24 protein-coding genes are annotated in these 25,015 nt (G+C 50.7%); 9 read left to right on the forward strand and 15 right to left on the reverse strand.

What is annotated here, in order from left to right; translation table 11 throughout:
• Nucleotides 1–77: 77 nt before the first annotated feature.
• Nucleotides 78–1,649 carry a galactarate dehydratase gene (gene garD, locus DES37_RS17710; protein WP_036104805.1) on the forward strand — a complete coding sequence of 524 codons (1,572 nt, stop codon included), beginning with the start codon at nt 78–80 and terminating at the stop codon, nt 1,647–1,649.
• Between the two features lie 63 nt (nt 1,650–1,712).
• On the opposite strand, the gene rsmI is transcribed toward garD, so the two are convergent.
• Nucleotides 1,713–2,579, reverse strand: a complete 867-nt coding sequence (gene rsmI, locus DES37_RS17715; RefSeq protein ID WP_110027105.1) for a 16S rRNA (cytidine(1402)-2'-O)-methyltransferase — start codon at nt 2,577–2,579, stop codon at nt 1,713–1,715.
• Between the two features lie 60 nt (nt 2,580–2,639).
• Between rsmI and DES37_RS17720 the strand changes: the two genes are divergently transcribed.
• Genes DES37_RS17720 through dolP form a run of 4 tightly spaced genes read left to right on the forward strand, consistent with a single transcriptional unit; the run spans nt 2,640 to nt 6,383 of the window.
• Entirely contained in the window at nt 2,640–4,826 is a 2,187-nt protein-coding gene (locus DES37_RS17720) for a penicillin-binding protein activator (RefSeq protein ID WP_110027106.1), read from the forward strand.
• A complete protein-coding gene (locus DES37_RS17725; RefSeq protein WP_110027108.1) occupies nt 4,784–5,185 on the forward strand; it encodes a YraN family protein in 402 nt (133 codons plus the stop codon). The genes DES37_RS17720 and DES37_RS17725 overlap by 43 nt, the downstream gene beginning before the upstream one ends.
• A 22-nt stretch (nt 5,186–5,207) precedes the next feature.
• Nucleotides 5,208–5,798 carry a DnaA initiator-associating protein DiaA gene (gene diaA, locus DES37_RS17730; RefSeq protein ID WP_036105135.1) on the forward strand — a complete coding sequence of 197 codons (591 nt, stop codon included), beginning with the start codon at nt 5,208–5,210 and terminating at the stop codon, nt 5,796–5,798.
• 9 nt (nt 5,799–5,807) lie between these two features.
• On the forward strand, nt 5,808–6,383 hold the full coding sequence (gene dolP / locus DES37_RS17735) for a division/outer membrane stress-associated lipid-binding lipoprotein (protein ID WP_036104816.1): 576 nt from the start codon (nt 5,808–5,810) through the stop codon (nt 6,381–6,383).
• 113 nt (nt 6,384–6,496) lie between these two features.
• Here dolP and DES37_RS17740 read toward each other — a convergent pair whose 3' ends face one another.
• The 3 genes from DES37_RS17740 to DES37_RS17750 form a co-directional block, all read right to left on the reverse strand.
• Nucleotides 6,497–7,558, reverse strand: coding sequence for a permease (locus DES37_RS17740; protein ID WP_110027110.1), 1,062 nt, complete (start codon nt 7,556–7,558; stop codon nt 6,497–6,499).
• 77 nt (nt 7,559–7,635) lie between these two features.
• The gene (locus DES37_RS17745) at nt 7,636–8,280 is read right to left on the reverse strand and encodes an NAD(P)H-binding protein (RefSeq protein ID WP_110027112.1); all 645 of its coding nucleotides are present in this window, start codon (nt 8,278–8,280) and stop codon (nt 7,636–7,638) included.
• A complete protein-coding gene (locus DES37_RS17750; RefSeq protein WP_036104823.1) occupies nt 8,277–8,735 on the reverse strand; it encodes a YhbP family protein in 459 nt (152 codons plus the stop codon). Before DES37_RS17750 ends, DES37_RS17745 begins: the two co-directional genes overlap by 4 nt.
• Nucleotides 8,736–8,839: 104 nt before the next feature.
• Between DES37_RS17750 and DES37_RS17755 the strand changes: the two genes are divergently transcribed.
• Nucleotides 8,840–9,133: a GIY-YIG nuclease family protein gene (locus DES37_RS17755; protein WP_036104824.1), complete on the forward strand. Its 294-nt coding sequence runs from the start codon at nt 8,840–8,842 to the stop codon at nt 9,131–9,133.
• On the opposite strand, the gene DES37_RS17760 is transcribed toward DES37_RS17755, so the two are convergent.
• Together DES37_RS17760 and ubiT are read right to left on the reverse strand one after the other, a co-directional pair.
• The gene (locus DES37_RS17760; protein ID WP_110027113.1) at nt 9,130–9,633 is read right to left on the reverse strand and encodes a GNAT family N-acetyltransferase; all 504 of its coding nucleotides are present in this window, start codon (nt 9,631–9,633) and stop codon (nt 9,130–9,132) included. The two genes, DES37_RS17755 and DES37_RS17760, sit on opposite strands and share 4 nt — an antisense overlap.
• Nucleotides 9,627–10,151: a ubiquinone anaerobic biosynthesis accessory factor UbiT gene (gene ubiT / locus DES37_RS17765; RefSeq protein ID WP_036104826.1), complete on the reverse strand. Its 525-nt coding sequence runs from the start codon at nt 10,149–10,151 to the stop codon at nt 9,627–9,629. The genes DES37_RS17760 and ubiT overlap by 7 nt, the downstream gene beginning before the upstream one ends.
• Before the next feature lie 248 nt (nt 10,152–10,399).
• Here ubiT and ubiU point away from each other — a divergent pair, with 248 nt between their 5' ends.
• The 3 genes from ubiU (at nt 10,400) to DES37_RS17780 (ending at nt 13,423) form a co-directional block, all read left to right on the forward strand.
• Nucleotides 10,400–11,395, forward strand: coding sequence for a ubiquinone anaerobic biosynthesis protein UbiU (gene ubiU, locus DES37_RS17770; RefSeq protein WP_036104827.1), 996 nt, complete (start codon nt 10,400–10,402; stop codon nt 11,393–11,395).
• Nucleotides 11,396–11,406: 11 nt separating this feature from the next.
• On the forward strand, nt 11,407–12,285 hold the full coding sequence (locus DES37_RS17775; RefSeq protein ID WP_110027115.1) for a U32 family peptidase: 879 nt from the start codon (nt 11,407–11,409) through the stop codon (nt 12,283–12,285).
• Between the two features lie 130 nt (nt 12,286–12,415).
• The gene (locus tag DES37_RS17780; protein WP_110027116.1) at nt 12,416–13,423 is read left to right on the forward strand and encodes a luciferase-like monooxygenase; all 1,008 of its coding nucleotides are present in this window, start codon (nt 12,416–12,418) and stop codon (nt 13,421–13,423) included.
• A gap of 36 nt (nt 13,424–13,459) precedes the next feature.
• Here DES37_RS17780 and mtr read toward each other — a convergent pair whose 3' ends face one another.
• From mtr to infB, 9 genes are all read right to left on the reverse strand, one after another.
• Nucleotides 13,460–14,707: a tryptophan permease gene (gene mtr / locus DES37_RS17785; protein WP_110027118.1), complete on the reverse strand. Its 1,248-nt coding sequence runs from the start codon at nt 14,705–14,707 to the stop codon at nt 13,460–13,462.
• Nucleotides 14,708–14,937: 230 nt separating this feature from the next.
• The gene (locus DES37_RS17790) at nt 14,938–16,836 is read right to left on the reverse strand and encodes a DEAD/DEAH family ATP-dependent RNA helicase (RefSeq protein WP_146211535.1); all 1,899 of its coding nucleotides are present in this window, start codon (nt 16,834–16,836) and stop codon (nt 14,938–14,940) included.
• Nucleotides 16,829–16,909, reverse strand: coding sequence for a protein YrbN (gene yrbN / locus DES37_RS17795; RefSeq protein ID WP_110027122.1), 81 nt, complete (start codon nt 16,907–16,909; stop codon nt 16,829–16,831). Before yrbN ends, DES37_RS17790 begins: the two co-directional genes overlap by 8 nt.
• Nucleotides 16,910–17,010: 101 nt before the next feature.
• A complete protein-coding gene (gene nlpI, locus DES37_RS17800) occupies nt 17,011–17,904 on the reverse strand; it encodes a lipoprotein NlpI (RefSeq protein WP_110027124.1) in 894 nt (297 codons plus the stop codon).
• Between the two features lie 206 nt (nt 17,905–18,110).
• Complete coding sequence (gene pnp, locus DES37_RS17805) at nt 18,111–20,261, reverse strand: polyribonucleotide nucleotidyltransferase (RefSeq protein WP_036104837.1); 2,151 nt, start codon at nt 20,259–20,261, stop codon at nt 18,111–18,113.
• 236 nt (nt 20,262–20,497) lie between these two features.
• The gene (gene rpsO, locus DES37_RS17810; RefSeq protein ID WP_036104840.1) at nt 20,498–20,767 is read right to left on the reverse strand and encodes a 30S ribosomal protein S15; all 270 of its coding nucleotides are present in this window, start codon (nt 20,765–20,767) and stop codon (nt 20,498–20,500) included.
• 105 nt (nt 20,768–20,872) lie between these two features.
• The gene (gene truB, locus DES37_RS17815; RefSeq protein ID WP_110027125.1) at nt 20,873–21,817 is read right to left on the reverse strand and encodes a tRNA pseudouridine(55) synthase TruB; all 945 of its coding nucleotides are present in this window, start codon (nt 21,815–21,817) and stop codon (nt 20,873–20,875) included.
• Nucleotides 21,817–22,227, reverse strand: coding sequence for a 30S ribosome-binding factor RbfA (gene rbfA, locus DES37_RS17820; protein ID WP_036104845.1), 411 nt, complete (start codon nt 22,225–22,227; stop codon nt 21,817–21,819). The genes truB and rbfA overlap by 1 nt, the downstream gene beginning before the upstream one ends.
• Before the next feature lie 70 nt (nt 22,228–22,297).
• A complete protein-coding gene (gene infB / locus DES37_RS17825) occupies nt 22,298–25,003 on the reverse strand; it encodes a translation initiation factor IF-2 (RefSeq protein ID WP_110027127.1) in 2,706 nt (901 codons plus the stop codon).
• Nucleotides 25,004–25,015: the final 12 nt, after the last annotated feature.

The following is a 25,015-nucleotide window of genomic DNA, read 5'->3' on the forward strand; positions in this document are numbered from 1 at the left end:
GCTAACTCCACAATATATTTATTAGACTTTTTCTTTTTTCAAATATCACCAGACAGCGTACCTGGAGAATACTGGAAATGGCAACGATAGAAGTTAAACAGCATTCGCCTCAGGCGTTTTATATAAAAGTTCATGAAACAGATAATGTCGCTATTATTGTTAACGACAATGGTTTAAAAGCCGGCACACGTTTTCCTGATGGCCTGACATTAATTGAGCATATTCCCCAGGGGCACAAAGTTGCCTTAATTGATATTCCACAAAAAGGGGAAATAATTCGTTACGGCGAAGTTATCGGCTATGCGGTGCGTGATGTCCCGGCCGGAGCCTGGATTGATGAATCCATGGTTGAGTTACCGAAAGCGCCCCCATTGAACACACTCCCGCTGGCTACCCGCGTTCCGGAGGCTTTACCACCGCTGGAAGGGTATACCTTCGAAGGTTACCGCAACGCAGATGGTAGTGTCGGCACCAAAAACCTGTTGGGTATCACCACCAGCGTGCACTGCGTCGCCGGGGTTGTGGATTATGTAGTCAAACTGATTGAGCGAGACTTACTCCCCAACTACCCTAATGTTGATGGCGTGGTTGGGCTAAATCACCTGTATGGTTGCGGTGTGGCTATTAATGCGCCTGCAGCAGTGGTTCCGATTCGCACTATCCATAACATTGCGCTTAACCCCAATTTTGGTGGAGAGGTGATGGTGATTGGGTTGGGTTGTGAAAAACTGCAACCTGAGCGCCTGTTGCAGGGTACTGAAGATGTCCAGCCAATAAATGTTGATGACGCCAGTATTGTTCGCCTGCAGGATGAACAGCACGTTGGCTTCCAGTCAATGGTGGAAGATATCTTACGTGTTGCTGCCCGTCATCTGGACAAGCTCAACCAACGTAAACGTGAAACCTGCCCGGCATCTGAGCTGGTGGTGGGCACACAGTGTGGCGGGAGTGACGCTTTCTCTGGCGTAACAGCAAACCCGGCGGTGGGCTTTGCATCTGACTTGCTGGTACGTTGTGGCGCAACCGTGATGTTTTCTGAAGTGACCGAAGTGCGTGATGCCATTCATTTGCTCACCCCGCGCGCTGTTAATGAAGATGTGGGTAAGCGCCTGCTTGAAGAGATGGCGTGGTATGACAACTATCTGGACATGGGTAAAACGGACCGCAGCGCCAACCCATCTCCAGGGAATAAAAAAGGCGGGCTGGCAAACGTTGTAGAGAAAGCATTGGGATCCATTGCCAAGTCAGGGAAAAGTGCAATTGTGGAAGTGCTGTCACCAGGCCAGCGCCCGACTAAACGTGGGCTGATTTATGCCGCAACCCCCGCCAGCGACTTCGTTTGTGGCACGCAACAGGTTTCATCAGGCATAACCGTTCAGGTATTCACTACTGGCCGTGGGACACCTTATGGCCTGATGGCTGTACCGGTAATTAAAATGGCAACCCGTACCGAGCTGGCTAACCGCTGGTTTGACTTAATGGACATTAATGCCGGTACCATTGCTACTGGTGATGAGACAATTGAAGATGTGGGCTGGAAGTTGTTCCACTTTATTCTCGATGTAGCCAGTGGACGGAAAAAAACCTTCTCAGACCAGTGGGGACTGCACAACCAACTGGCTGTATTTAACCCCGCACCAGTAACCTGATCCACCAGCAAGGCATGAACACGCCACATTTGCCATGTTCATGCCTGCTTTGCCAGGATAACGTCAACCGTTATCCTGTGCATCCAGCGCATATTTATACAGCGCATTTTTCTTAACACCATGAATTTCTGCCGCCAGCGCGGCAGCTTTTTTCAGTGGTAATTCTGCCTGTAATAAGGCCAGAGTGCGCAATGCATCCGGCGGCAGTGCTTCTTCTTGTGCTTTATAGCCTTCCACAATCAGCACCATTTCCCCTTTACGCCGGTTATCATCTTCCTGAACCCAGGCCAGTAGTTCACCTATCGGGGCACCATATACAGATTCCCAGGTTTTGGTGAGCTCACGAGCCAGCACCACATAGCGTTCAGACCCCAGCACGGCATTCATATCAGCAAGGCTGTCCAGCAAACGGTGAGTGGATTCATAGAAAATCAGCGTGCGAGGCTCTTGCAACAATGCGGTCAGTGCATCCCGCCGACCTTTTGGTTTGGCAGGCAAAAAGCCCTCGTAACAAAACCGGTCAGAAGGCAAACCTGCTGCGCTTAAAGCGGCAATGGCAGCACATGGTCCAGGTAATGGCACCACACGAATTCCCGCCTCACGGCAGGTGCGCACCAGATGGTAACCCGGGTCGTTAATCAGTGGTGTCCCTGCATCAGAAACCAGAGCGATGTTCTGCCCTTCTTGCAGCTTAGCCAGCAATGTTTCTGCTTTTTGTTGTTCGTTATGGTCATGAAGTGCGAATAAACGCGCATTTATGGCAAAATGCTGTAAAAGTAGCCCGGTATGACGGGTATCCTCTGCAGCGATAAGATCAACAGACTGCAATACGGAAAGCGCGCGTTGAGTAATATCACCCAAATTTCCGATAGGTGTAGGAACTATATAAAGCTGACCATCAGAATTCAGCACTGATTCGTCTTGTTTCATTGTTTCATCCGTATTGCCGATTTAATATTGAGCATTAAGCAAAAAAACACTGGATACAGTATGGTACCGTCAAACCGTTTTCGTTCTAAAGCTTCACGCAGCCTGCCAGTGGTTCTGGCCGCGATTTTGTTCGCCGGATGCGTCTCGCATGAACCAGACCAAAGTGCACCTTACATGCAAGGCCAGGTAAAGGCCGACTCCGCCTTCTACTTGCAGCAAATGCAGCAGAGTACGAATGATACCAAGACCAACTGGCAATTACTTGCCATTCGTTCACTACTCCAGGAAGGAAAAACCAGCCAGGCAGTGCAACTCTTCCAGGCACTACCACAACAGGTTACTGCACAGCAACGTGATGAACAGGCTTTACTGGCCGTTGAAATGAAACTGGTGCAGCAAGACCCGGCCAGCGCAAAAACACTGCTGGCAAGCATCAACCCGGAAACGCTGACCCCGGCTCAGGCACAACGTTACTGGCAGGCGCAAATTGCGCTTAACCAGGGCACACCATCAATTGAGTTACTCCGGGCACTGGTCGCTCAGGAACCCGGCCTGCAGGGTGCGGCAAAACAGCAAAATATTGATGCGACCTGGCAGGCGCTGTCTTCAATGACCCAGGACCAGGCCAATGCCCTGGTTATCAATACCGGTGAGCAGACCTTACGCGGCTGGCTCGACTTGCAGCATACGTGGTTCGATAACCGTAATGATGCCACCATGCTACAGGCTGCAATCAAAGACTGGCAGACACGTTACCCAGACAACCCGGCAGCAAAAATGCTACCAACCCAACTGGCAAATGTTCAGTCATTCCAGCCCACATCGGTTCAAAAAATTGCCCTGCTGTTGCCATTGAGCGGCCAGGCGGCCATTTTTGGGCGTACGATTGAGCAAGGTTTCGAAGCTGCCAAAAATGCGGGTACCACACCCGTTACACAAATTGCCCCGCAATCTGTGCCGGAGCCTGCCAGCAACACTGGGGCAGATAATGCTCAGGGCTCCCCGGCGACTGGCACTGGCACTGGCACTGGCACTGGCACTGGCACTGGCACTGGCACTGGCACTGGCACAACAGAGAATAGCGCTAACGGGGATGTTGTCAGCCCGTCTGCTGCATCCGTTGATAACCTGACGGGTGAAACAGCCACTGCCGCACCATCCGGAGCCACAGCAACTGATGGCGTGGCAACACCAGACACCCCCGTTGCCGCCAGCACAACACCATCCGCTGATACCCAGGCCATCAACAGCACTGCGGCTAATCCATCGGCTGAATTAAAAGTGTATGACACCAGCACACAACCCATTGATCAGATTATGGCTCAGGTGCAAAAAGACGGTGCCAGCATCGTTATCGGTCCATTACTGAAAGAAAATGTTAAGGCAGCGGTAAAAAGTAATACAACCTTAAATATGCTGGCGCTTAACCAGCCGGAAGATGTGCAGAATCAGGCCAATGTGTGTTACTTCGCGCTGTCGCCAGAAAACGAAGCTGCAGATGCTGCGCGCCATATTTGGCAATCCGGGCAACGTAACCCGCTAGTACTGATTCCACGTAATAGTTTTGGCTCACGCATCAGTAAAGCTTTTGCTACCGCATGGCAAGAACTGGGTGGTGGTGTCGTACTGGAGCAGCAATTCGGTTCAGTCAATGAACTGAAGATGAGTATTAACCGCAATTCAGGTATTGCGCTGACTGGCCGCCCCGTTCAGGCGAGCCTGCCACAGCAACAGAGTGTCACCATTGGTGGGTTAACCATTCCGGCTCCACCGTCAGATGCTGACATCACAGCCGGAACGTCGGGTAAAGTCGATGCGGTGTACATTGTGGCAACGCAACCCGAACTGGCTCTAATCAAGCCGATGATAACTATGCGCTCAGGCAGCCGTAGTGGCGGTGCAGTGCTGTACGCCAGTTCACGCAGTGCCCAGGGTGGTACTGGCCCAGACTTCCGTCTGGAAATGAACGGCCTGCAATTTAGTGACATTCCGATGCTGTCCGGTGGTAACAATACCCTGATGCAGCAGGCACTCGGCAGTGTGAATAATGATTACTCACTTGCCCGCCTTTACGCTATGGGTGTCGATGCATGGACGCTGGCCAGCCATTTCTCGCAGATTCGCCAGGTGCCTGGTTACCAGGTCATGGGAAATACCGGCGACCTGACTGCCAACAGTGACTGTGTTATCAAACGGAAATTGCCATGGCTTATGTACCAACAAGGAAACGTGGTTCCTGTCAATTAAGCGCCACTCAACAAACAGGCGCGCTCTGGGAACAGAGGGCGCGCCGTTGGCTGGAGCAACAAGGGTTACATTTTATTGCAGCCAATGTGCGTTTTGGCAGAGGTGAGATAGACCTTATTATGAAACAGGGCGGGTGCCTGGTTTTTATTGAAGTGCGTTATCGCCAGTCAGCACTATATGGTGGTGCGCAAGCCAGTATCACTCGCCAAAAAAGGCGTAAACTGTTACAAACTGCCAACTTATGGCTGGCGCAACAAAACCAGAGTTTTGATACTGTGGATTGCCGTTTTGATGTGTTAGCCTTCACGAATGACCGGGCGGAATGGATACCAAATGCATTCTCCGCCTGCGACAATTAAAGCCATTGCATCAGGATCTATTGTGCTGGACAGAATTAAAGCCTGTTTTACCGAAAGTATTCAAACACAGATTGCGGCCGCAGAAGCGCTGCCAGATGCAATTTCACGTGCCGCACTCACCATTGTGCAGTGTTTACTGAACGGCAATAAAGTGCTGTGCTGCGGCAATGGCACATCTGCGGCGAATGCGCAGCATTTTGCCGCCAGTATGATAAACCGCTTTGAAACGGAGCGCCCCAGTTTACCTGCTATTGCACTAAATGCTGATAATGTGGTCTTAACCGCCATAGGCAATGATCGTTCGCATGATGAGATTTATGCCAAGCAGGTGCGCGCTTTAGGCCATCATGGCGATGTTTTATTGGCGATTTCGACTCGTGGCAACAGCAGAGACATCGTTAAAGCAGTGGAAGCGGCTGTCACCCGTGATATGTCAATTGTGGCATTGACCGGTTATGACGGTGGCGAACTTGCTGGTCTGTTGGGCCCGCAAGATGTCGAAATTCGTATACCTTCTCATCGCAGTGCACGTATTCAGGAAATGCATATGCTGACGGTGAATTGCTTATGTGATCTGATCGATAACACATTATTTCCTCACCAGGACGACTAAGGAGTACTCATGAAGGCATTAACGCCGCTGGCAGTCCTTATTTCCGCACTACTGTTACAAGGCTGTGTTGGCGCCGTAGTCGTGGGAAGTGCAGCCGTCGCAACAAAAACCGCTACCGATCCACGAACTGTAGGCACACAAGTGGATGATGGCACACTGGAATTACGTGCCAGTAATGCCCTGAGCAAAGATGAACAGCTGAAAAAAGAAGCCCGGGTCAATGTTATGGCATATCAGGGAAAATTGCTGCTGACAGGCCAGGCTCCGACACAAGCGCTGTCTGAAGAAGCGAAGAAAATTGCTATGGGCGTGGATGGCGTAACGGAAGTCTATAATGAAATCCGGATTATGCAGCCAATCAGCCTGGGTACCGTTTCCATGGACACGTGGATAACCACCAAAGTTCGCTCTCAGTTGCTGGCAAGCGATACAGTGAAATCGTCTAATGTGAAAGTTACTACTGAAAATGGTGAAGTTTTCCTGATGGGCCTGGTAACAGATGCTGAAGCGAAAGCGGCTGCAGATATCGCCAGCCGGGTCAGTGGTGTTAAACATGTCACCACTGCGTTTACCCCCCTGAAATAATAAGCACCACCACATTCTGGTATTTTGTACGCCTGGCTACAGTCAGACAACAAAGCCCTGCACATACGCAGGGCTTTGTTATTTTGAAAGTACCGGTTACTGGCCAGAACAACTCAGAACATCAGCGCCAGCGCCCCCAGAACACTCCCGCAAACAATAACCATCAACCCCGTGAGCCAGAGTGCTTTTGCCGGGAATGTTTTATGCAGCATAACCAGTGATGGCAGGCTGACTGCAGGTAGCGTTATCAACAACGCCATGGCAGGGCCTGTTCCCATCCCTGCGGCCATCAGCGTTTGAATAACAGGAATTTCAGCCGCAGTAGGAATCACAAACAGGCACCCGGCAATTGCCATTGCCACAACCCAGAACAGGTTGTTTTCAATAATGCCGTCTGCATGAGGGAACAGCCAGACACGAGCGGCTCCCAGAACGAATACCGCCAGGATATACACCGGAATGGTGCTCCAGAACAGCCACCATAACGCAGATGCCCACCGGCGTAAGAAACCACCAGTTTGCTGGCTGGGTAAGTTACCCAGCAACGCATTTGATTTAGCACGGGCACTAAGCAGTTCAGGCTCTTTCACCCAGCGCTGTACCAGCCACGCCACACCCAGCACGGTAACCAACCCGGCAACAACACGTATTAACGCGAATTGCCAGCCCAGCACAAATCCCATGAAGACCAGCGTAGCCGGGTTGAGCAGTGGGTTGCCCATCCAGAATGCCAGTGCGCCTCCCATAGAGACTGACTGACGGCGCATGCCGGCAGCTACAGGTGCCGCACAACAGGTACACATCATGCCGGGTAATGCAAATAATGCCCCAAACAGAGTACCGCCAAAACGAGTTTGACCCAGTGTTTTCAGTAACCAGTTACGGGGAAGCAAAACCTGAATCAATGAACCCAGCAATACACCAAGTACAGCCGCTTTCCAGACAGCCAGAAAATACACTACCGAATAATCAATAGCAGACTGGAAGGGATGTGTTTCGGCCTGAGCAATAATGGAATGCCCAATACTGTGGGTTTCAGCCGCAGTAAATGCTTTAAAATAATAAGGTTGCCATTTTACGTACCAAAGACCTACAGCCATTACCAGGAAAAATAAGACGGGTTTCCACCATGCAAATGCAGACACCCGTTCAGCAGGCGCGGATTGCGTTGCCATAAGAACCTCAAAAAATATGTAGTGATTAAAAAGTCCCGCGGCCTGCTATGCCAGGATACCAGGCTGGAACAATCTGTTTAAACTATGTAACGCTGTGCGTCCTGGCTGAGTTGAGCGGAGTCCCTGACAACAACGGCTGATTTATTAGCGGATAATGCATTAAACATCAGAGCCCGAGCGACATCTGCTGCTTTGATAGCCCGCAAAGAGCCTGGCAGGCATTTAAAAAACGGCGCGCTCAGCGTTTCTGTCCAACGTTTTTTGGGCCGGTCACCAAGCAACATTGATGGACGGGCTATGACCAGTTCAGGCCAGGCCTGCTCAATCAAAGCATGCTCTGCAAGACCTTTTGTTCGATTATAGAAGATACGTGAGCGAGGGTTGGCTCCCATAGCGCTGACCACCAACATTTTTTCAGCGCCAAGACGTAGCCCGGTTTTCCCGGTCAGTACGACCAAATCATGATCCACTGCGTAAAAAGCCTGAGTGCCGCCCGCATCATGGCGAGTTGTGCCAAGGCAACAGAAAACCAGGTCGACCGGTGTTGCGACCTGATTCAGGGCGTCTGCTAATTCAGGGGCAGCAATACAGGTCACTTTCGGGTGGGAGGGCAGTGAACGGCGCGCGGCAATAACGATATGAGAAACTTGCGGGCTGGCAACCAGCAGTTCAAGCAAATGGCTGCCAACTAAACCACTGGCTCCGGTAAGTAATACATTCACTGGTCAAGACCTGCCTGCCGTGCAGCCTCAGGGTAACGGAACCAGAATAATTTCTTACCAAACCCCAGGGTGTTATCGGTGAATTTGAGTTCATCGACCAGAATTTCCCAAATCGGAGCCTTATGGACTCTGGCGATTGGGAAACGCCGGTAATAAGGCTCGCGAAATGGGCCTGAATCAGCTTCATCAACCAGGCGAATAGTTCCGCTATACTGCAAGCCACGAATCAGTGCGACTGTTTTGGTCTGGCCATTCACAGTACCTGCCACCGGGCTGCTTTGGCCGATAATCTTGCCATGCCGGGAGGCAGGGTCACTCAACAGATAAAACGCAACACGCTGTTCATCAAAATAAAAAAAAGCATTAGCGCACCAGATACTGCTGTCATTTGAGACACAAAAGGTGACGACATGTTGCTTCTTCAGCCACCGGCTGATAACACTCAGAGATTCCATCGCGACTCCTGTTTGTTTAAACCTGCGACGTGATTCTGGCGGCCACTCACCGGTCGCCCAAATTCGTGGTAAGGTAGCCCGAAACTCCCTTACAACTTGTTATTATGTCTGTCTGGTTCCTGTACCTTATTCACACGCAAAATAACCGCCTCTACACGGGCATTACCACGGATGTAGAACGCCGTTTTAGCCAGCACCAGCGTGGCAAAGGCGCAAAAGCGTTGCGTGGCGCGGGCGAGTTAACCCTGGTATTCAGTTACCCAGTAGGCGATAAGTCACTGGCACTGCGAGCAGAATACCGGGTAAAACAATTTACCCGGGCCGAAAAAGAGCACCTGCTTACCGACAATACAAAACTGGTTAATCTTCTGGCGAGCCTGCACACATCAGCGGATTAAAAGCGATTAAAATGTTCGTGATAATCGACCCGGCCAGAAATGCCCACCAGAGCCTCTTCTGCCAGAGGGTAAATCAAGAAAGCATTTTCTGTTCCAGGCCAACGGCAATACAAGTCGAACTGTGCGGCTTTTTTAAAGCCCAGATGTGAGTAAAAATCTGGTTCGCCAAGCACAACAACAGCGGCATAACCAAATTCATTTAACGAATCCAGCCCTTCATAGACCAGTTGCTTACCCAGCCCCTGCCCACGAAATTGCGCATCGACTGCCAGCGGAGCCAGCCCGACCCATTGCCGGTCTTCCCCTGCGATATCCACCGGGCTGAACGCAATATAGCCAACCACCTGGCCTTCGTCATCGGTTGCGACGAGGCCTAATGTCAGCAATCCGTCTTCACGCAGGGAGTGAACCAGTTGCGCTTCTGCATCGCCGTCAAATGCCCGGCGAAGCAGTGCATCAATGCCCGGGGCATCAATGGGGATTTCCACACGAATTAGCATGTCTCACCTACTGAGGTCTGTTTGATTGCTGGCGCATTTTCAAGGCCAGCTTCGACAAAGCCTGCGAGCTGAAGGAGCAGAACCCGCAACGGCTTAGGCATTGCGTCCAGCTCTATTGCATCCATCAAATTTTTAACATACAAGCCAAGTTCGGTATCGCCTTCAATCACCAGACGGCGCTGGAAAAAGAGTGTATCAGGATCCTGCTTGCGTGCTGCAACCATTAACAGATCGTTGGCATCGGCAATAAAACTCACATCAGCATTTGCCTGCTCACGCACCACCAGTTGGTTATCCTGCAACGAAGTAAACCACTGCAGCCCGATATCACGCACTTCGATACTCAGCCAGCGGCCTTCCAGAAAGTCCAGTTCGCCTTCTTCCAGCGCCTGACGAAACTGCCAGCCAAGAACTTGTTCCAGAACTTTACGTTTCAACGCAAATGGCGTCAGTTTTACCGGCTGGCGCAACAACGCAGGGCCAAGACGCACCAGATTTGTACGCAATTTTTCCAACACGGGCTTTCACTCCTTAACACAATATTACCGCCTATTCTGCCACATCAGGCTGGCGATATAGCGGCTCAAATCAACTATTACACAGGTTTCATTACCAGTGTCTGGAGCTATGAATACGACTTTAGCTGCCTTAAATCAAAATGTATCGTGTAAAGGTTAACTAGAATCGCACTTCATTAACAATTCTTGCTGTCCGGTCACGGTCAGCCCGGTAACGTTGATGGTTACCAGACAATCCAGGAAACGCTATGGAGTTGCTTTGTCCGGCCGGGAATTTACCGGCTCTGAAGGCGGCCATCGAAAATGGTGCCGACGCGGTCTATATTGGCCTGAAAGATGATACCAACGCCCGCCATTTTGCCGGGTTAAACTTTACCGAAAAACGGTTACAAGAAGCAGTAGACTTTGTGCATCGCCATAAACGTAAACTGCATATCGCTATCAATACTTTTGCCCATCCTGATGGTTATGCCCGCTGGGAAAAAGCGATAGATATGGCAGCACAACTGGGTGCAGACGCCCTAATTCTGGCTGACCTGGCAATGCTGGATTACGCTGCCCGCCGCTATCCAGGTGTTGAGCGCCATGTTTCGGTTCAGGCATCCGCCACCAATGAAGCCGCTATTCGCTTTTATCACAATAACTTCGCCGTCAGCCGTGTTGTTCTGCCCCGGGTGTTGTCTATTCACCAGGTAAAACAACTCGCCCGCGTTACCCCGGTTCCACTGGAGGTATTCGCATTTGGCAGCCTGTGTATTATGGCTGAAGGGCGTTGCTATCTCTCTTCCTACCTGACGGGTGAATCACCGAATACTGTTGGTGCCTGCTCACCAGCTCGTTTTGTGCGCTGGCAACAAACACCGCAAGGGCTGGAATCCCGGTTGAACGACGTACTGATAGACCGCTACCAGGAAAACGAAAATGCTGGCTACCCAACCCTGTGCAAAGGCCGCTACCGGGTCGATGGCGATTTGTATCACGCACTGGAAGAACCCACCAGCCTGAACACTTTGTCGCTCCTGCCTGAATTGATGTCTATGGGTATAGCTTCCGTCAAAATCGAAGGCCGCCAGCGCAGCCCGGCTTATGTTACTCAGGTTGCCAAAGTATGGCGCCAGGCGATTGACCGCTGTAGTGCAGACCCAGAAAGCTTTGTGCCACAAGATGCATGGATGCAGGCGCTGGGCGCAATGGCCGAAGGTACCCAGACAACCCTGGGCGCCTATCACCGGAAATGGCAGTAACAGGAGCAAAGATGAAATATTCATTAGGGCCTGTGCTGTATTACTGGCCGAAAGAAATACTGGAAACGTTTTATACTGCCGCACAGAAAAGTGAAGCAGATATTATTTACCTGGGCGAAGCCGTTTGCAGTAAGCGCCGGGCAACAAAGCAAGGTGACTGGATGGCGCTGGCAAAAATGCTTGCTGGTAGCGGGAAGCAAGTGGTTTTATCCACACTCGCTCTCGTCCAGGCGCCTTCAGAGCTGGGCGAATTGAAGCGCTATGTCGATAACGGTGAGTTTCTGATTGAGGCCAATGACTTCGGTACAGTCAGCCTTGCAGCGGAACACAAACTACCTTTTGTCGCCGGGCATGCGCTCAACTGCTATAACGCCGTAACTCTGCGTATTTTACTCAATCAGGGGATGGTACGTTGGTGTATGCCAGTCGAACTTTCCCGTGACTGGCTGATTAAATTACTTGAGCAGTGCGATACGCTGGGTATTCGTAATCAGTTCGAAGTGGAAGTGCTCAGTTATGGCCACCTGCCGCTGGCATATTCTGCACGTTGTTTTACTGCGCGTTCAGAAAACCGGGCAAAGGATGAGTGCGAGACCTGCTGTATCAAATACCCGGTTGGCCGCAATATGCGCTCACAGGAAGACCAGCAAGTTTTCGTGCTCAATGGTATTCAGACCATGAGTGGTTATGTGTACAACCTTGGTAATGAATTAGCCGGTATGCAAGGTCTGGTGGATATTGTCCGGTTGTCGCCAATGGGGCTGGGAACGCTGGATGTGCTCAAACACTTCCGCGCCAATGAGCTGGGTGAAAAACCCCTGGCACTGGAGAACCACCACGATTGTAACGGTTACTGGAAACGCCTCGCAGGCCTTAACCTCGAAGTCTGAAACAGCTCGCATTGTTAACGCGCATCATCAATCTTTAATGCAGTATTAAAATTACATGAACGGGCAGATGCTAAAGCCATCTGCCCGGCAGTAGTTATTTTTCTCAACGATGCGATAAAAGCGAGTGCTTATGTCTGATTACGCCAGTGTACCGTTTTCTGTTCTTGACCTTGCCCCTGTACCGGAAGGTGCTGAAGCAGGCACAGCTTTCAGCCACTCTCTTGAGCTGGCAAAGCTTGCTGAGAAACTCGGCTACCACCGCTACTGGCTGGCAGAACACCACAATATGTCGGGTATAGCCAGCGCAGCAACCTCCGTGCTTATTGGCTACCTTGCGGCTAATACCACCACTCTTCATTTGGGGTCTGGTGGTATTATGCTGCCGAACCATTCTCCCCTGGTTATTGCGGAGCAATTTGGTACGCTGGAAACGCTCTTTCCGGGGCGTATAGACCTGGGGTTAGGCCGTGCTCCGGGGAGTGATCACCGTACAATGGCAGCATTACGTCGCCACATGAATAGCGAACTGGACAGCTTCCCGGAGGATGTCAGTGAACTGATCAACTGGTTCGATGCCAGTGAAAACGCTTCTGCCGTACACCCTGTACCGGGCTATGGGCTGCGCATCCCAGTATGGCTTTTAGGCTCCAGCCTGTATAGCGCTCAACTGGCGGCAAAGCTCGGGCTACCTTTTGCTTTTGCATCGCATTTTGCACCCGATATGCTGTTTCAGGCCCTGCAGCTTTACCGCAGCAACTTCGTGCCTTCTAAGCGCCTTGAAAAACCTTATGCTATGGTGTGCATTAATATTATTGCTGCTGACAGCAACCGTGATGCTGAGTTTTTGTTTACTTCAATGCAACAGGCATTTGTAAAGTTACGCCGCGGCGAAACAGGCAAATTACCCCAGCCAATCCAAAATATTGCTAATTTCTGGAGCCCGGCAGAGCAATATGGTGTTCAGCAGGCACTGAGTATGTCTCTGGTTGGCGATAAAGCTAAAGTGCGCCATGGCCTGTTAAGTTTGCTACGGGAAACCCAGGCCGATGAAATTATGGTTAATGGGCAAATCTTTGATAACCAGGCCCGCCTGCACTCCTTCGAACTGGCAATGGAAGTCAAAGCGAGTCTGGAATAACGGGCTTACGCAGGGGGCAGCCCTGCGTTTTGCGGTTTACTGGTAAGCAGGCAACAAATTAAAACTGGAAAGAATGTGAACCACCGCGTTCACGATGCCAAAGCAAAGAACCAGTACAATGAGCGGTTTTCCTCCCCACACCCGAAACGGCGCATCCGGGAAACGCTTGCGTGATTTCCGTGCCAACAGAGCCGGAACAACTGCTGCCCACACAGTTGCAGCCAGGCCGGCATAACCAATTGCATAGAGAAAACCATTTGGCCAGCACAAAGCCCCGGCAACCGGGGGCAGAAAAGTTAGCCCGGCTGTTTTCAGGCGGCCAGACGCCGTGTCATCAAAGCCGAACAGGTCAGCCAGATAATCGAACAACCCCAGAGTCACGCCCAGAAAAGAACTTGCCACAGCAAAATTAGAAAACGCCACCAACAGCAACCCCAGGCTTTTACTGTTCAGTACACTCCCCAAAGCCTGAACCAGCGCATCAATGTTGCCGCCTTTTGCAGCGATATCAATAAAGTCATGACGCGGGATATTCCCCATCGTTCCCAGTAACCACACAGTATACAGGCCAAGCGCGATAAGGGTGCCCCCCACCAGGCAACGCACGATAGCCGCCGGATTTTTCCCATAGTACTTCACAAGGCTCGGGACATTGCCGTGATAACCAAATGAAGCCAGGCAAAATGGCAGGGTCATCAACAAATACGGCGCATAATGTGGGTTGCTGTCTGCGGTGTTAAGCAATATGGCTGGCTGGACATGCCCCAGCAGTGTGCCAAAAGTGAGAAAGAACGTAATCACTTTTGCCCCCAGCACAATGGCAGTTACCCGGTTCACCGCTTTTGTGCTCAGCCAGACAATAAAGGCAATCAACAGTGCAAACCCTGTCCCGGCAAAACGGGCTGAAATATTCAGGGAGAAAGAAGAAAAAGTATGCTGCAGAATAGAGCCACTTGCAGAAATATACGCATAGGTAAGGATATACAAGACAAATGCAATGGACAGGCCATTGAGCAAATTCCACTTTTTGCCCAGTAAGTCCCGCGTCAGAGTATCAAAACTCGCTCCCGGGCGATAATTGAGGTTTGCCTCAAGGATCATCAACCCGGAGTGCAGCATGCAAAACCAGGTAAAAGCCAGCCCTGCCAGAGACCAAAAAAACCAGGCACCAGACATCACAACGGGCAGAGAAAACATACCGGCACCAATGATGGTACCTGCAATTAGCATCACGCCGCCCCAAACAGATACAGAGGCCGAAGATGATGTTGTGAGTGTTGCCATACAAGCTCCATTTAACCCATTTTTGGGTCAGTAATTATATGGAACATTGTACCAGTACATGAGTACACGCTGAAATAACGTTGCCTGAAATAGCAAAAGCGTAGTGAAGTGTAAAATGTAAACATGAGTTTACAGCTAATTATTTCACTAAAGTGAGCATGTAATCAGGGGAAAAATAGCAAAAAAAAGCCCTGCTTACGCAGGGCCTGAATAACAGTAGTTATACTGAATTATGCTTCGCTAAAGCGGCGGCGACCTGTTGAGTCGTCACGGCGCGGGGCACGGCTGTCGCGGTTATCACGGCGTTCACCATTAAACGGACGACCACCTTCGCGGCGCTCACCACCACCGAAGCGACGGCCTTCACCACGGCCACCTTCACGGCGTTCACCGCCAAAGTTACGGCCACGGTCACCGCCACCACCACGGCGTTCGCCGCGCGGCTGTGCATCACCCAGTAACTGCATATTCATCGGTTTGTTGAGAATACGAGTGCGGGTGAAATGCTGTAACACTTCGCCTGGCATGCCTTTTGGCAGTTCAATGGTGGAGTGTGAACCAAACAGTTTAATGTTACCGATGTAACGGCTGCTGATATCGCCTTCGTTTGCAATTGCACCAACGATATGACGAACTTCAACGCCATCGTCACGGCCCACTTCGATACGGTAGAGTTCCATTTCACCAGCATCACGGCGTTCACGGCGAGGACGATCACTACGCTCACCACGTTCACCGCGCTCGCCACGGCGATCACCACGATCGTCACGGTCACGGAATTCACGGCGCGGACGGCGCTCAATTACCGGATCCGGCGGCAGAATCAGCGGACGCTCACCCTGAGCCATTTTCAGCAATGCTGCGGCCAGCGTTTCCATATCAGCTTCTTCACCTGGCTGCAGTTTGCTTAACAGTGCACGGTACAGATCGAGATCGCTGCTTTCCAGTTGCTGCTGAACACTTGCAGAGAATTTAGCCAGGCGGCGCTCGCCCAGTAACTCAGCATTCGGCAATTCCACTTCCGGAATGGTCAGCTTCATAGTGCGTTCAATGTTACGCAGCAGGCGACGTTCACGGTTATCAACGAACAGCAAAGCGCGGCCAGCACGACCAGCACGGCCAGTACGGCCAATACGGTGAACGTAAGACTCCGCATCCATCGGGATGTCGTAGTTCACAACCAGGCTGATACGCTCAACGTCCAGACCACGTGCGGCAACGTCTGTTGCAATCAGAATGTCCAGGCGGCCATCTTTCAGGCGCTCCAGCGTTTGTTCACGCAGAGCCTGGTTCATATCACCGTTCAGTGCAGCACTGTTGTAACCATTACGTTCCAGAGCTTCGGCCACTTCAAGGGTCGCATTTTTGGTACGCACGAAAATAATCGCCGCATCAAAATCTTCAGCTTCAAGGAAACGAACCAGAGCTTCGTTTTTACGCATGCCATATACAGTCCAGTAGCTCTGGCTGATATCAGGGCGCGTATTAATGCTGGTCTGGATCCGCACTTCCTGCGGGTCTTGCATAAAGCGACGCGTAATGCGGCGAATCGCTTCTGGCATAGTTGCAGAAAACAGTGCGGTCTGATGACCTGCAGGAATTTCCGCCATGATAGTTTCAACGTCTTCGATGAAACCCATGCGCAGCATTTCATCTGCTTCATCCAGAACCAGACCTTTCAGTTGGGAAAGATCAAGGGTGCCACGTTTCAGGTGGTCCAGCAGACGGCCTGGTGTACCAACAACGATTTGCGGCCCCTGGCGCAAAGCGCGCAGTTGCACGTCATAACGCTGGCCGCCGTAAAGGGCCAGAACGTTTACACCACGCATATGTTTAGAAAAGTCATTGCATGCCTCTGCAACCTGAACGGCCAACTCACGGGTTGGAGCCAGAACCAGGATTTGCGGTGCGCGCAACTCAGGATCAATATTGTTCAGTAACGGCAGCGAAAACGCTGCGGTTTTGCCACTCCCGGTTTGGGCCATCCCCAGAACATCACGCCCTTCCAGTAAGTGCGGGATGCATGCAGCCTGAATCGGAGAAGGTTTTTCGTAACCCAGGTCGTTCAGTGCTTCAAGGATTGGGGCTTTCAGGCCCAGTTCGGAAAAGGTGGTTTCAATATCAGCCATGTAGTACAAGTGCCTCAGTGTCAATGGCGGCCAGTCTACATAACTCATCGTGAAAACGATCTGCAATTTTCATTGAAAAGTGTGAACCGGCTCAAATTTGTTGAATTGACGAACAAAACAGCCCTCACCCCTGAAGGTGAAGACTCGATAAAAAGGGCTGAAAAAATTCGTCAGCTATTGCTGGTCCGATTCTGCCAGGTCATCTTGCTCCTGGCCCAAGAGCGATAATTCCAACAATGCATAGCGATGCTCGACAAAGTTATGAACGTTGTTAGCAAGCGCTAATTTGAACAATGCCGCAGCACTGTCCTTATCCCCCAGACTTAGGTAATGCTTACCTAAATAGAAGTTGGTTTCACTGAGATGCTCAGCGAGCGAGGTGTTATCCGTTGCATCTGCCTTGAGTCTTTCCATCAGTGTGCTTTCACTGATATCACCAAGGTAGAATTCGACAATATTCCATCCCCATTGCTCCCTGTCCGATTTATTGAAGCGTTGTCTTAACGCGTCTTTTGCCTGTTGTTCGTTTAACTTGCTTTCGTCAAGGTAAAGCCACAGGCTACGGAAAGGATCGTTAGGATCGTCATGATCGTCATGATAAAACGCCAGCAGATCATCTTGCGCTAACCGGTACCTACCGCCGTAATACAGCGCGATACCACGGTTTAAATACGCATAGTTGTAAGTTGGATCAAGCTCAAGTACAGAATCAAACGCTTCATAAGCGGCATCAAAATTGCCCGCCTGCGTTAAGTAAATCCCGAGATAATTAAAAACCTCAGGCATATCTGGTCGGATTGCCAGCGCTTGAGAAAAATCATTCCGCGCTAAAGCTCTCAGACCGAGACTATCATACAACACTCCGCGCTCATATAAAAGCTGTGCGCGTTCATCTTCGGTTAAAGCCCGACTGGCAAGAATTTGTTCCATCCGTGCCAGGATAACTTCCTGCTGTAGTGTTGGCTGTAAAGGAACAGCAAGCACTTCATCCTTACGCCAGGCAGAGTTGCTGCATCCCGCCAGCGTCAGGGCTGTCGCAACGAAACACCAGCGCAAAAAAGGCTTCATTTCCTACTCCCGAAGACAACAAATGGATGAACGTCCTGTTACCCGGCTGTATAACATGGCTTCCTGCCCTGAATGAAACAGCTCTTCATGTCACCATGAAGAGCCAACTCCGCATTCCAGATACTGTTTTTATTACCCGCCAGTGCGGCACTGGCAGGCAACACATTTACAGACGGTATCGGGTATTAATATGCCATAGAGCGAGATTACTCTGCCTGAGTATCAACCGCTGCATCCGGAGCTGATTTTTCTTCCTGCTCCTGTGCTTTTGGCTGCTCAACAGCTTCTTTCATGCTCAGACGTACACGGCCCTGGCGGTCAACTTCCAGTACTTTAACCGGAACTTCCTGGCCCATATGCAGGTAGTCTGTCACTTTTTCTACACGCTTGTCGGCAATCTGAGAAATATGCACCAGACCTTCTTTACCGCCGCCAATCGCTACAAACGCACCGAAATCAACGATACGGGTAACTTTACCATTATAGATGCGACCAACTTCAATCTCAGCAGTAATTTCTTCGATGCGACGAATAGCATGTTTTGCTTTATCGCCATCAGTTGCTGCGATTTTCACAGTACCGTCATCTTCAATCTCAATGGTTGTACCGGTTTCTTCAGTCAGAGCGCGGATTACAGAACCACCTTTACCGATAACGTCTTTGATCTTATCAGGGTTGATCTTAATCGTATGGATACGCGGTGCAAATTCAGAAATGTCACCACGCGGTGCATTGATTGCTTGTTCCATCACACCCAGAATGTGCAGACGCGCACCTTTAGCCTGGTTCAAAGCAACCTGCATGATTTCGCGAGTGATACCTTCGATTTTGATATCCATCTGCAAAGCAGTGATACCTTCACGAGAACCCGCTACTTTAAAGTCCATATCGCCAAGGTGATCTTCATCGCCCAGAATATCAGAAAGGACAACAAAGTTATCGCCTTCTTTAACCAGGCCCATTGCGATACCCGCAACAGCAGCTTTCACCGGTACACCCGCATCCATCAGTGCTAAAGACGCACCGCAGACAGAAGCCATGGAAGAAGAACCATTGGACTCAGTGATTTCAGAAACAACACGCACAGTGTACGGGAAACGATCTGCAGCCGGCATAACAGCCGCCACACCACGTTTAGCCAGACGGCCATGACCAATTTCACGGCGTTTAGGCGAACCCACCATCCCGGTTTCACCCACAGAATATGGAGGGAAGTTATAGTGGAACAGGAAACGATCAGTACGCTCGCCCATCAGTTCATCGATGTTTTGCGCGTCACGTTCAGTCCCTAAGGTTGCAGTAACCAGAGCCTGAGTTTCGCCACGGGTAAACAGTGCTGAACCGTGAGTACGCGGCAGAACGCCTGTGCGCACATCCAGGCCACGAATCATGTCTTTTTCACGGCCATCAATGCGCGGTTCCCCAGCCAGTACGCGGCTACGGACAATTGTTTTTTCCAGCGCATGCAGAATTTCACCCAGTTCGTTTTCGTCCAGGGCTTCATCTTCTGCCAACAGAGCAGCAATGACTTCAGATTTAATGACATCAACCTGAGCATAACGCTCTTGTTTGTCAGTAATGCGGTATGCATCGCTCAGACGCGCTTCAGCAAGAGCAGCAACACGCGCATTCAATGCTTCGTTAACTGCTTCTGGCTGCCAGTCCCAACGCGGTTTGCCCGCTTCAGCAACCAGCGCTTTGATATTTTCGATAACAATCTGTTGCTGGTCGTGACCAAAGACCACAGCACCCAGCATCTGGTCTTCGCTCAGCAGTTCAGCTTCAGACTCAACCATCAGCACGGCGTTATCAGTACCTGCAACCACTAAATCCAGTTGGCTGTTTTTCAGTTCATCGGCAGTTGGGTTCAGAACATACTGGTCATTGATATAACCAACACGCGCAGCACCAATTGGGCCATTGAATGGAATACCAGACAGGGAAAGGGCAGCAGAAGCACCAATCATAGCAACGATATCAGGGTGAACCTGCGGGTTAACAGAAACAACCGTTGCAATAACCTGAACTTCATTAACAAAACCTTCCGGGAACAGAGGGCGAACCGGGCGGTCAATCAGACGCGCAATCAGTGTTTCGCCTTCACTTGGACGGCCCTCACGACGGAAAAAACCGCCCGGGATACGGCCAGCCGCGTAAGTACGTTCCTGGTAGTTTACTGTAAGAGGGAAGAAATCCTGGCCGGGTTTCGCTTTTTTAGCACCAACAACGGTAACGAAAACGGCGGTGTCATCCATGCTGACCATCACGGCTGCAGTTGCCTGACGAGCCATCATGCCAGTTTCGATGGTGACGGTATGTTGACCATACTGGAATTGACGAATGATCGGATTAAGCAAAATAGTATCCTTTCTTTAGACGAGTGACAGCACAACAAAGTGCTGTTGTGATTACCAGCCTTTATGCTCCCTCGCGACTAATGGAAACACAGAAAAATTTATGTGCTTTCATTAGCCGCGCGAACCTCAGCAATAAAGACTATTAAAAGCAACAATACATTACTTTCTGGTTAATTGCTGCTTTTGAGTTGAAAAAAGGGGCCTCTGGAGGCCCCTTTTTCAGAAACTCGCAAATATTAGCGACGCAGACCCAGACGTTCGATCAGGGAAGAATAGCGTGCAACATCTTTACGTTTCAGGTAGTCAAGCAGCTTACGACGCTGAGAAACCATGCGCAGCAGACCACGACGGCTGTGGTGATCTTTTTTGTGCTCTGCAAAGTGACCTTGCAGGTGGTTGATCTGTGCAGTCAGCAGGGCAACCTGAACTTCAGTTGAACCACTGTCGTTAGCACCATGACCGAACTCAGAAACGATTTTAGCTTTAGCTTCAACACTTAGAGACATTTTGAACTCCAGTAATTAAATAAGAAAACAGGGCGCCAATCTCTAATTCAGCAGCCCCAGAGCCGCGCTATTCTACCTGCGCGGACAGGTTATCGCAAGGTAAGACTATGCCGGATAATGCACAACCAAACGGCGAGGCGCAACACGGCCTTCGTCATCAATTTCACCCATACCGATAAACTCACCAGGCTCACCTTCTGTGACGCGAACCAAACCATCAGAAGGTACCCCAGTAACCCTGACCGGCTGCCCTTGTTTGAAATAAGCAGCGACAGCGGGCTGCAAATTCACTTGAGGGAAGTCAGCCGCCGGGCTATCCATTGGCATCAGCAGAGGGTCCAGTACTGTCTCAATACCCGTGCCCTCTTCCTGGGCCTTAGCAACCAGTGTATTCAGGTGCTCAAGGGTCACCATACGCTCGACCGGATATTTACTGACGGATAAACGCCGCAGAAAAGTTACGTGCGCACCACAACCCAGTTTTTCACCCAGATCATCAATGATAGTGCGAATATAAGTACCTTTGGAACAATGGATTTCCAGCTCAAGCTCATTACCCTCGTGGCGAATAAACACCAACTCGTACACAGTAATGGCTCGCGCCTCGCGGGGAACTTCAATGCCCTGACGGGCGTATTCATATAAAGGCCGGCCCTGGTACTTAAGCGCAGAGAACATGGATGGCACTTGTTGCGTTTCACCACGGAAGGTTTCCAGCGCCTGCTGCAGTTCTGTTTCACTGAAGGTAACCGGGCGCTCCTGAACAACCATGCCATCTGCATCTGAGGTATCGGTGCGCTGCCCAAGCCGGGCAATAACACGGTATCGCTTGTCTGAATCCAACAAGTAACGGGAAAACTTGGTTGCTTCACCAAGGCAAACAGGCAGCATGCCGGTTGCCAGTGGGTCGAGCGCCCCTGTGTGACCAGCCCGGTTAGCATTAAAGAGACGTTTTACTTTTTGCAGCGCATCATTCGATGACAGGCCACGAGGTTTATCCAGCAATAAAACGCCATGGACATCGCGCCCACGCCGACGAGGACGACTCATCAGTCCTCCCGGGTGCTGTCATCCGTTTCCGAATTGGAACGGCGCTCTTCATCCTGCTTAACCACACTGCTGACCAGGTTTGACATCCGCATCCCTTCAACCAGAGAGTTGTCGTAGATGAATGTCAGTTCTGGAACAATGCGCAAACGCATGGCTTTACCCAGCAACATACGAATATAACCAGATGCATCCTGTAGCGCTTTCACGCCAGCTTTTACCGCGGCTTCATCCTGATCATTCAGAAAGGTGACATAAACTTTTGCGTAAGCTAAATCACGGGATACTTCAACACCTGAGACAGTTGTCATCAGACCTACGCGCGGATCTTTAATTTCACGCTGCAGAATGATTGCGATTTCTTTCTGCATTTCCTGAGATACGCGCTGCGGGCGACCAAACTCTTTCGCCATAATATTTTCTCCAGACAAATCAGGGGGGCACCAGGCCCCCCTTAATAATCCTACCGAGCCCCGAAAGGGATTAGGAAATGGTACGTTGAACTTCGATAATTTCGAAGACTTCAATCATGTCGCCGGTGCGAACATCATTGTAGTTCTTAACGCCGATACCACATTCCATACCATTACGGACTTCGTTAACGTCATCTTTAAAGCGACGCAGAGATTCCAGCTCGCCTTCATAGATAACCACGTTATCACGCAGAACACGAATTGGGTTGTGACGTTTAACCACACCTTCCGTAACCATACAACCTGCAATCGCGCCAAACTTCGGTGATTTGAACACATCACGAACTTCAGCCAGGCCGATAATTTGCTGTTTGTATTCCGGAGCCAGCATACCGCTCATAGCCTGTTTAACTTCGTCAATCAGGTTATAGATAACGGAGTAGTAGCGCAGGTCGATGCTTTCAGCTTCAATAACCCGGCGAGCAGAGGCATCGGCACGGACGTTAAAGCCTACAACAATCGCGTTGGATGCAGCAGCCAGCGTCGCATCGGTCTCAGTAATCCCACCAACACCAGAGCCCACAATTTTCACTTTCACTTCATCTGTGGACAGCTTGATCAGAGAGTCGGTAATTGCTTCAACAGACCCCTGAACGTCGGCTTTCAGTACGATGTTAACCTCAGAAACTTCACCTTCAGTCATGTTAGCAAACATGTTTTCCAGTTTAGATTTCTGCTGACGAGCCAGTTTAACTTCACGGAATTTACCCTGACGATACAGCGCAACTTCACGCGCTTTTTTCTCATCACGAACAACCGTGGCTTCATCACCGGCAGCTGGTACACCAGACAAGCCCAGGATTTCTACTGGAATTGACGGACCCGCTTCTTCTACATCTTTGCCCAGTTCGTTACGCATTGCACGAACACGACCATATTCAAAACCGCACAGAACGATATCGCCACGATGCAACGTACCTTCACGAACCAGTACAGTTGCTACCGGGCCACGGCCTTTATCCAGGAAGGATTCGATGACCACACCGCTCGCCATACCATTACGTACAGCTTTCAGTTCCAGTACTTCAGATTGCAGCAAGATAGCATCCAGCAGCTCATCAACACCGGTGCCTGCTTTTGCAGAAACATGAACGAACTGGCAATCGCCACCCCATTCTTCCGGAATGATACCGTACTGAGCCAGTTCGTTTTTAACGCGATCCGGATCTGCTTCTGGTTTATCAATCTTGTTCACAGCAACCACTACCGGGACTTTCGCCGCTTTAGCGTGCTGGATAGCTTCAATAGTTTGCGGCATCACGCCATCGTCTGCTGCAACAACCAGCACTACGATATCTGTTGCCTGAGCACCACGAGCACGCATTGCGGTAAACGCTGCGTGGCCTGGGGTATCCAGGAAAGTAATCATGCCGTTATCAGTCTGAACGTGATAAGCACCGATATGCTGGGTAATACCGCCAGCTTCACCAGAAGCAACTTTCGTAGAACGAATGTAGTCCAGCAGAGACGTTTTACCGTGGTCGACGTGACCCATGATAGTAACAACAGGTGCACGCGGTTCTGCCTGAGCACCAGTATCACGGTCGCTCATTACCGCTTCTTCCAGCTCGTTCTCACGACGCAGGATAACTTTGTGACCCATTTCCTCAGCAACAAGCTGAGCGGTTTCCTGGTCAATCACCTGGTTGATGGTTGCCATGGCGCCCATTTTCATCATTGCTTTGATGACCTGAGAACCTTTCACCGCCATTTTGTTAGCCAGTTCCGCAACGGTGATGGTTTCACCAATCATGACATCACGGTTAACTGCCTGAACAGGTTTCTGGAAACCTTGTTGCAAAGCGCTGCCTTTACGCTGACGACCACCCTTACCGCCACGAATAGCGGCACGCGCTTCTTCACGGTCAGCTTTGGATTCAGCGTGTTTGTTACCTTTCTTAGGACGTGAAGCTTTAGCGTTGCGGCCACGGCCACGGCCACCTTCAACTTCACGGTCATTATCATCTTCAGCCTGACGAGCATGCTGAGACGTCGTAACGTGATAGTCGCTGCTTTCCGTTTCTTCCTCAGTATTACGCCAACTGTCGGCATTCTCCTCCGCCATGCGACGCGCTTCGTCTGCAACGCGGCGAGCCTCTTCTTCAATTTTGCGGCGGGCTTCTTCTTCAGCCTTACGTTTCAGCTCTGCTGCTTCTGATTCACGACGGGCTTTCTCAGCCTGTACGGCTTTCTGTTGTTCGGATTGTTGATTGCTCACTTTGCTATTTTCCGCAGCTTCACGTTTCGCTTGTTCCGCGGCCTCACGCTTCGCATGTTCATCGGCATCGCGTTTGGCTTTCTCTTCCGCTTCGCGTTTGGCCTTTTCCTCAGCCTCACGTTTAGCAGATTCCTCTGCTTCACGACTGGCCAGCTCTTCCGCCTCACGCTGCGCTTGCTCTTCCGCGGCAAGACGCTCAGCTTCTTGCGGATCACGTTTTACAAAGGTGCGCTTTTTGCGGACTTCAACTTGTACCGATTTACTTTTACCACCGGTACCCTGAATACTCAAAGTGCTGCGCGTTTTGCGCTGCAATGTTAACTTGTCCGGCCCTGAACCATGTTCACGGTTCAAAAATGCCAGCAAAGTTTGCTTTTCTTGTGCTGTCACTGAATCTTCAGACGATTTGCGGATCCCGGCATCAGCAAATTGCTGTATCAGGCGATCCACTGGAGTCTGAATCTCCGCGGCCAGCGATTTAATAGTCACATCTGTCATGCTGTTCCTTCC

Origin of the sequence: Mangrovibacter plantisponsor, from assembly GCF_003182475.1 — a bacterium.
In the GTDB taxonomy this organism is placed as follows: Bacteria; Pseudomonadota; Gammaproteobacteria; order Enterobacterales; family Enterobacteriaceae; genus Mangrovibacter; species Mangrovibacter plantisponsor.

Coding starts and splice junctions, on each gene's coding strand:
- garD (WP_036104805.1), top strand. CDS start 78: ATGGCAACGATAGAAGTTAAACAGCATTCGCCTCAGGCGTTTTATATA.
- rsmI (WP_110027105.1), bottom strand. CDS start 2,579: ATGAAACAAGACGAATCAGTGCTGAATTCTGATGGTCAGCTTTATATA.
- DES37_RS17720 (WP_110027106.1), top strand. CDS start 2,640: ATGGTACCGTCAAACCGTTTTCGTTCTAAAGCTTCACGCAGCCTGCCA.
- DES37_RS17725 (WP_110027108.1), top strand. CDS start 4,784: ATGGCTTATGTACCAACAAGGAAACGTGGTTCCTGTCAATTAAGCGCC.
- dolP (WP_036104816.1), top strand. CDS start 5,808: ATGAAGGCATTAACGCCGCTGGCAGTCCTTATTTCCGCACTACTGTTA.
- DES37_RS17740 (WP_110027110.1), bottom strand. CDS start 7,558: ATGGCAACGCAATCCGCGCCTGCTGAACGGGTGTCTGCATTTGCATGG.
- DES37_RS17750 (WP_036104823.1), bottom strand. CDS start 8,735: ATGGAATCTCTGAGTGTTATCAGCCGGTGGCTGAAGAAGCAACATGTC.
- DES37_RS17755 (WP_036104824.1), top strand. CDS start 8,840: ATGTCTGTCTGGTTCCTGTACCTTATTCACACGCAAAATAACCGCCTC.
- DES37_RS17760 (WP_110027113.1), bottom strand. CDS start 9,633: ATGCTAATTCGTGTGGAAATCCCCATTGATGCCCCGGGCATTGATGCA.
- ubiU (WP_036104827.1), top strand. CDS start 10,400: ATGGAGTTGCTTTGTCCGGCCGGGAATTTACCGGCTCTGAAGGCGGCC.
- DES37_RS17775 (WP_110027115.1), top strand. CDS start 11,407: ATGAAATATTCATTAGGGCCTGTGCTGTATTACTGGCCGAAAGAAATA.
- DES37_RS17780 (WP_110027116.1), top strand. CDS start 12,416: ATGTCTGATTACGCCAGTGTACCGTTTTCTGTTCTTGACCTTGCCCCT.
- mtr (WP_110027118.1), bottom strand. CDS start 14,707: ATGGCAACACTCACAACATCATCTTCGGCCTCTGTATCTGTTTGGGGC.
- DES37_RS17790 (WP_146211535.1), bottom strand. CDS start 16,836: ATGGCTGATATTGAAACCACCTTTTCCGAACTGGGCCTGAAAGCCCCA.
- yrbN (WP_110027122.1), bottom strand. CDS start 16,909: ATGAAAATTGCAGATCGTTTTCACGATGAGTTATGTAGACTGGCCGCC.
- nlpI (WP_110027124.1), bottom strand. CDS start 17,904: ATGAAGCCTTTTTTGCGCTGGTGTTTCGTTGCGACAGCCCTGACGCTG.
- rpsO (WP_036104840.1), bottom strand. CDS start 20,767: ATGTCTCTAAGTGTTGAAGCTAAAGCTAAAATCGTTTCTGAGTTCGGT.
- truB (WP_110027125.1), bottom strand. CDS start 21,817: ATGAGTCGTCCTCGTCGGCGTGGGCGCGATGTCCATGGCGTTTTATTG.
- rbfA (WP_036104845.1), bottom strand. CDS start 22,227: ATGGCGAAAGAGTTTGGTCGCCCGCAGCGCGTATCTCAGGAAATGCAG.
- infB (WP_110027127.1), bottom strand. CDS start 25,003: ATGACAGATGTGACTATTAAATCGCTGGCCGCGGAGATTCAGACTCCA.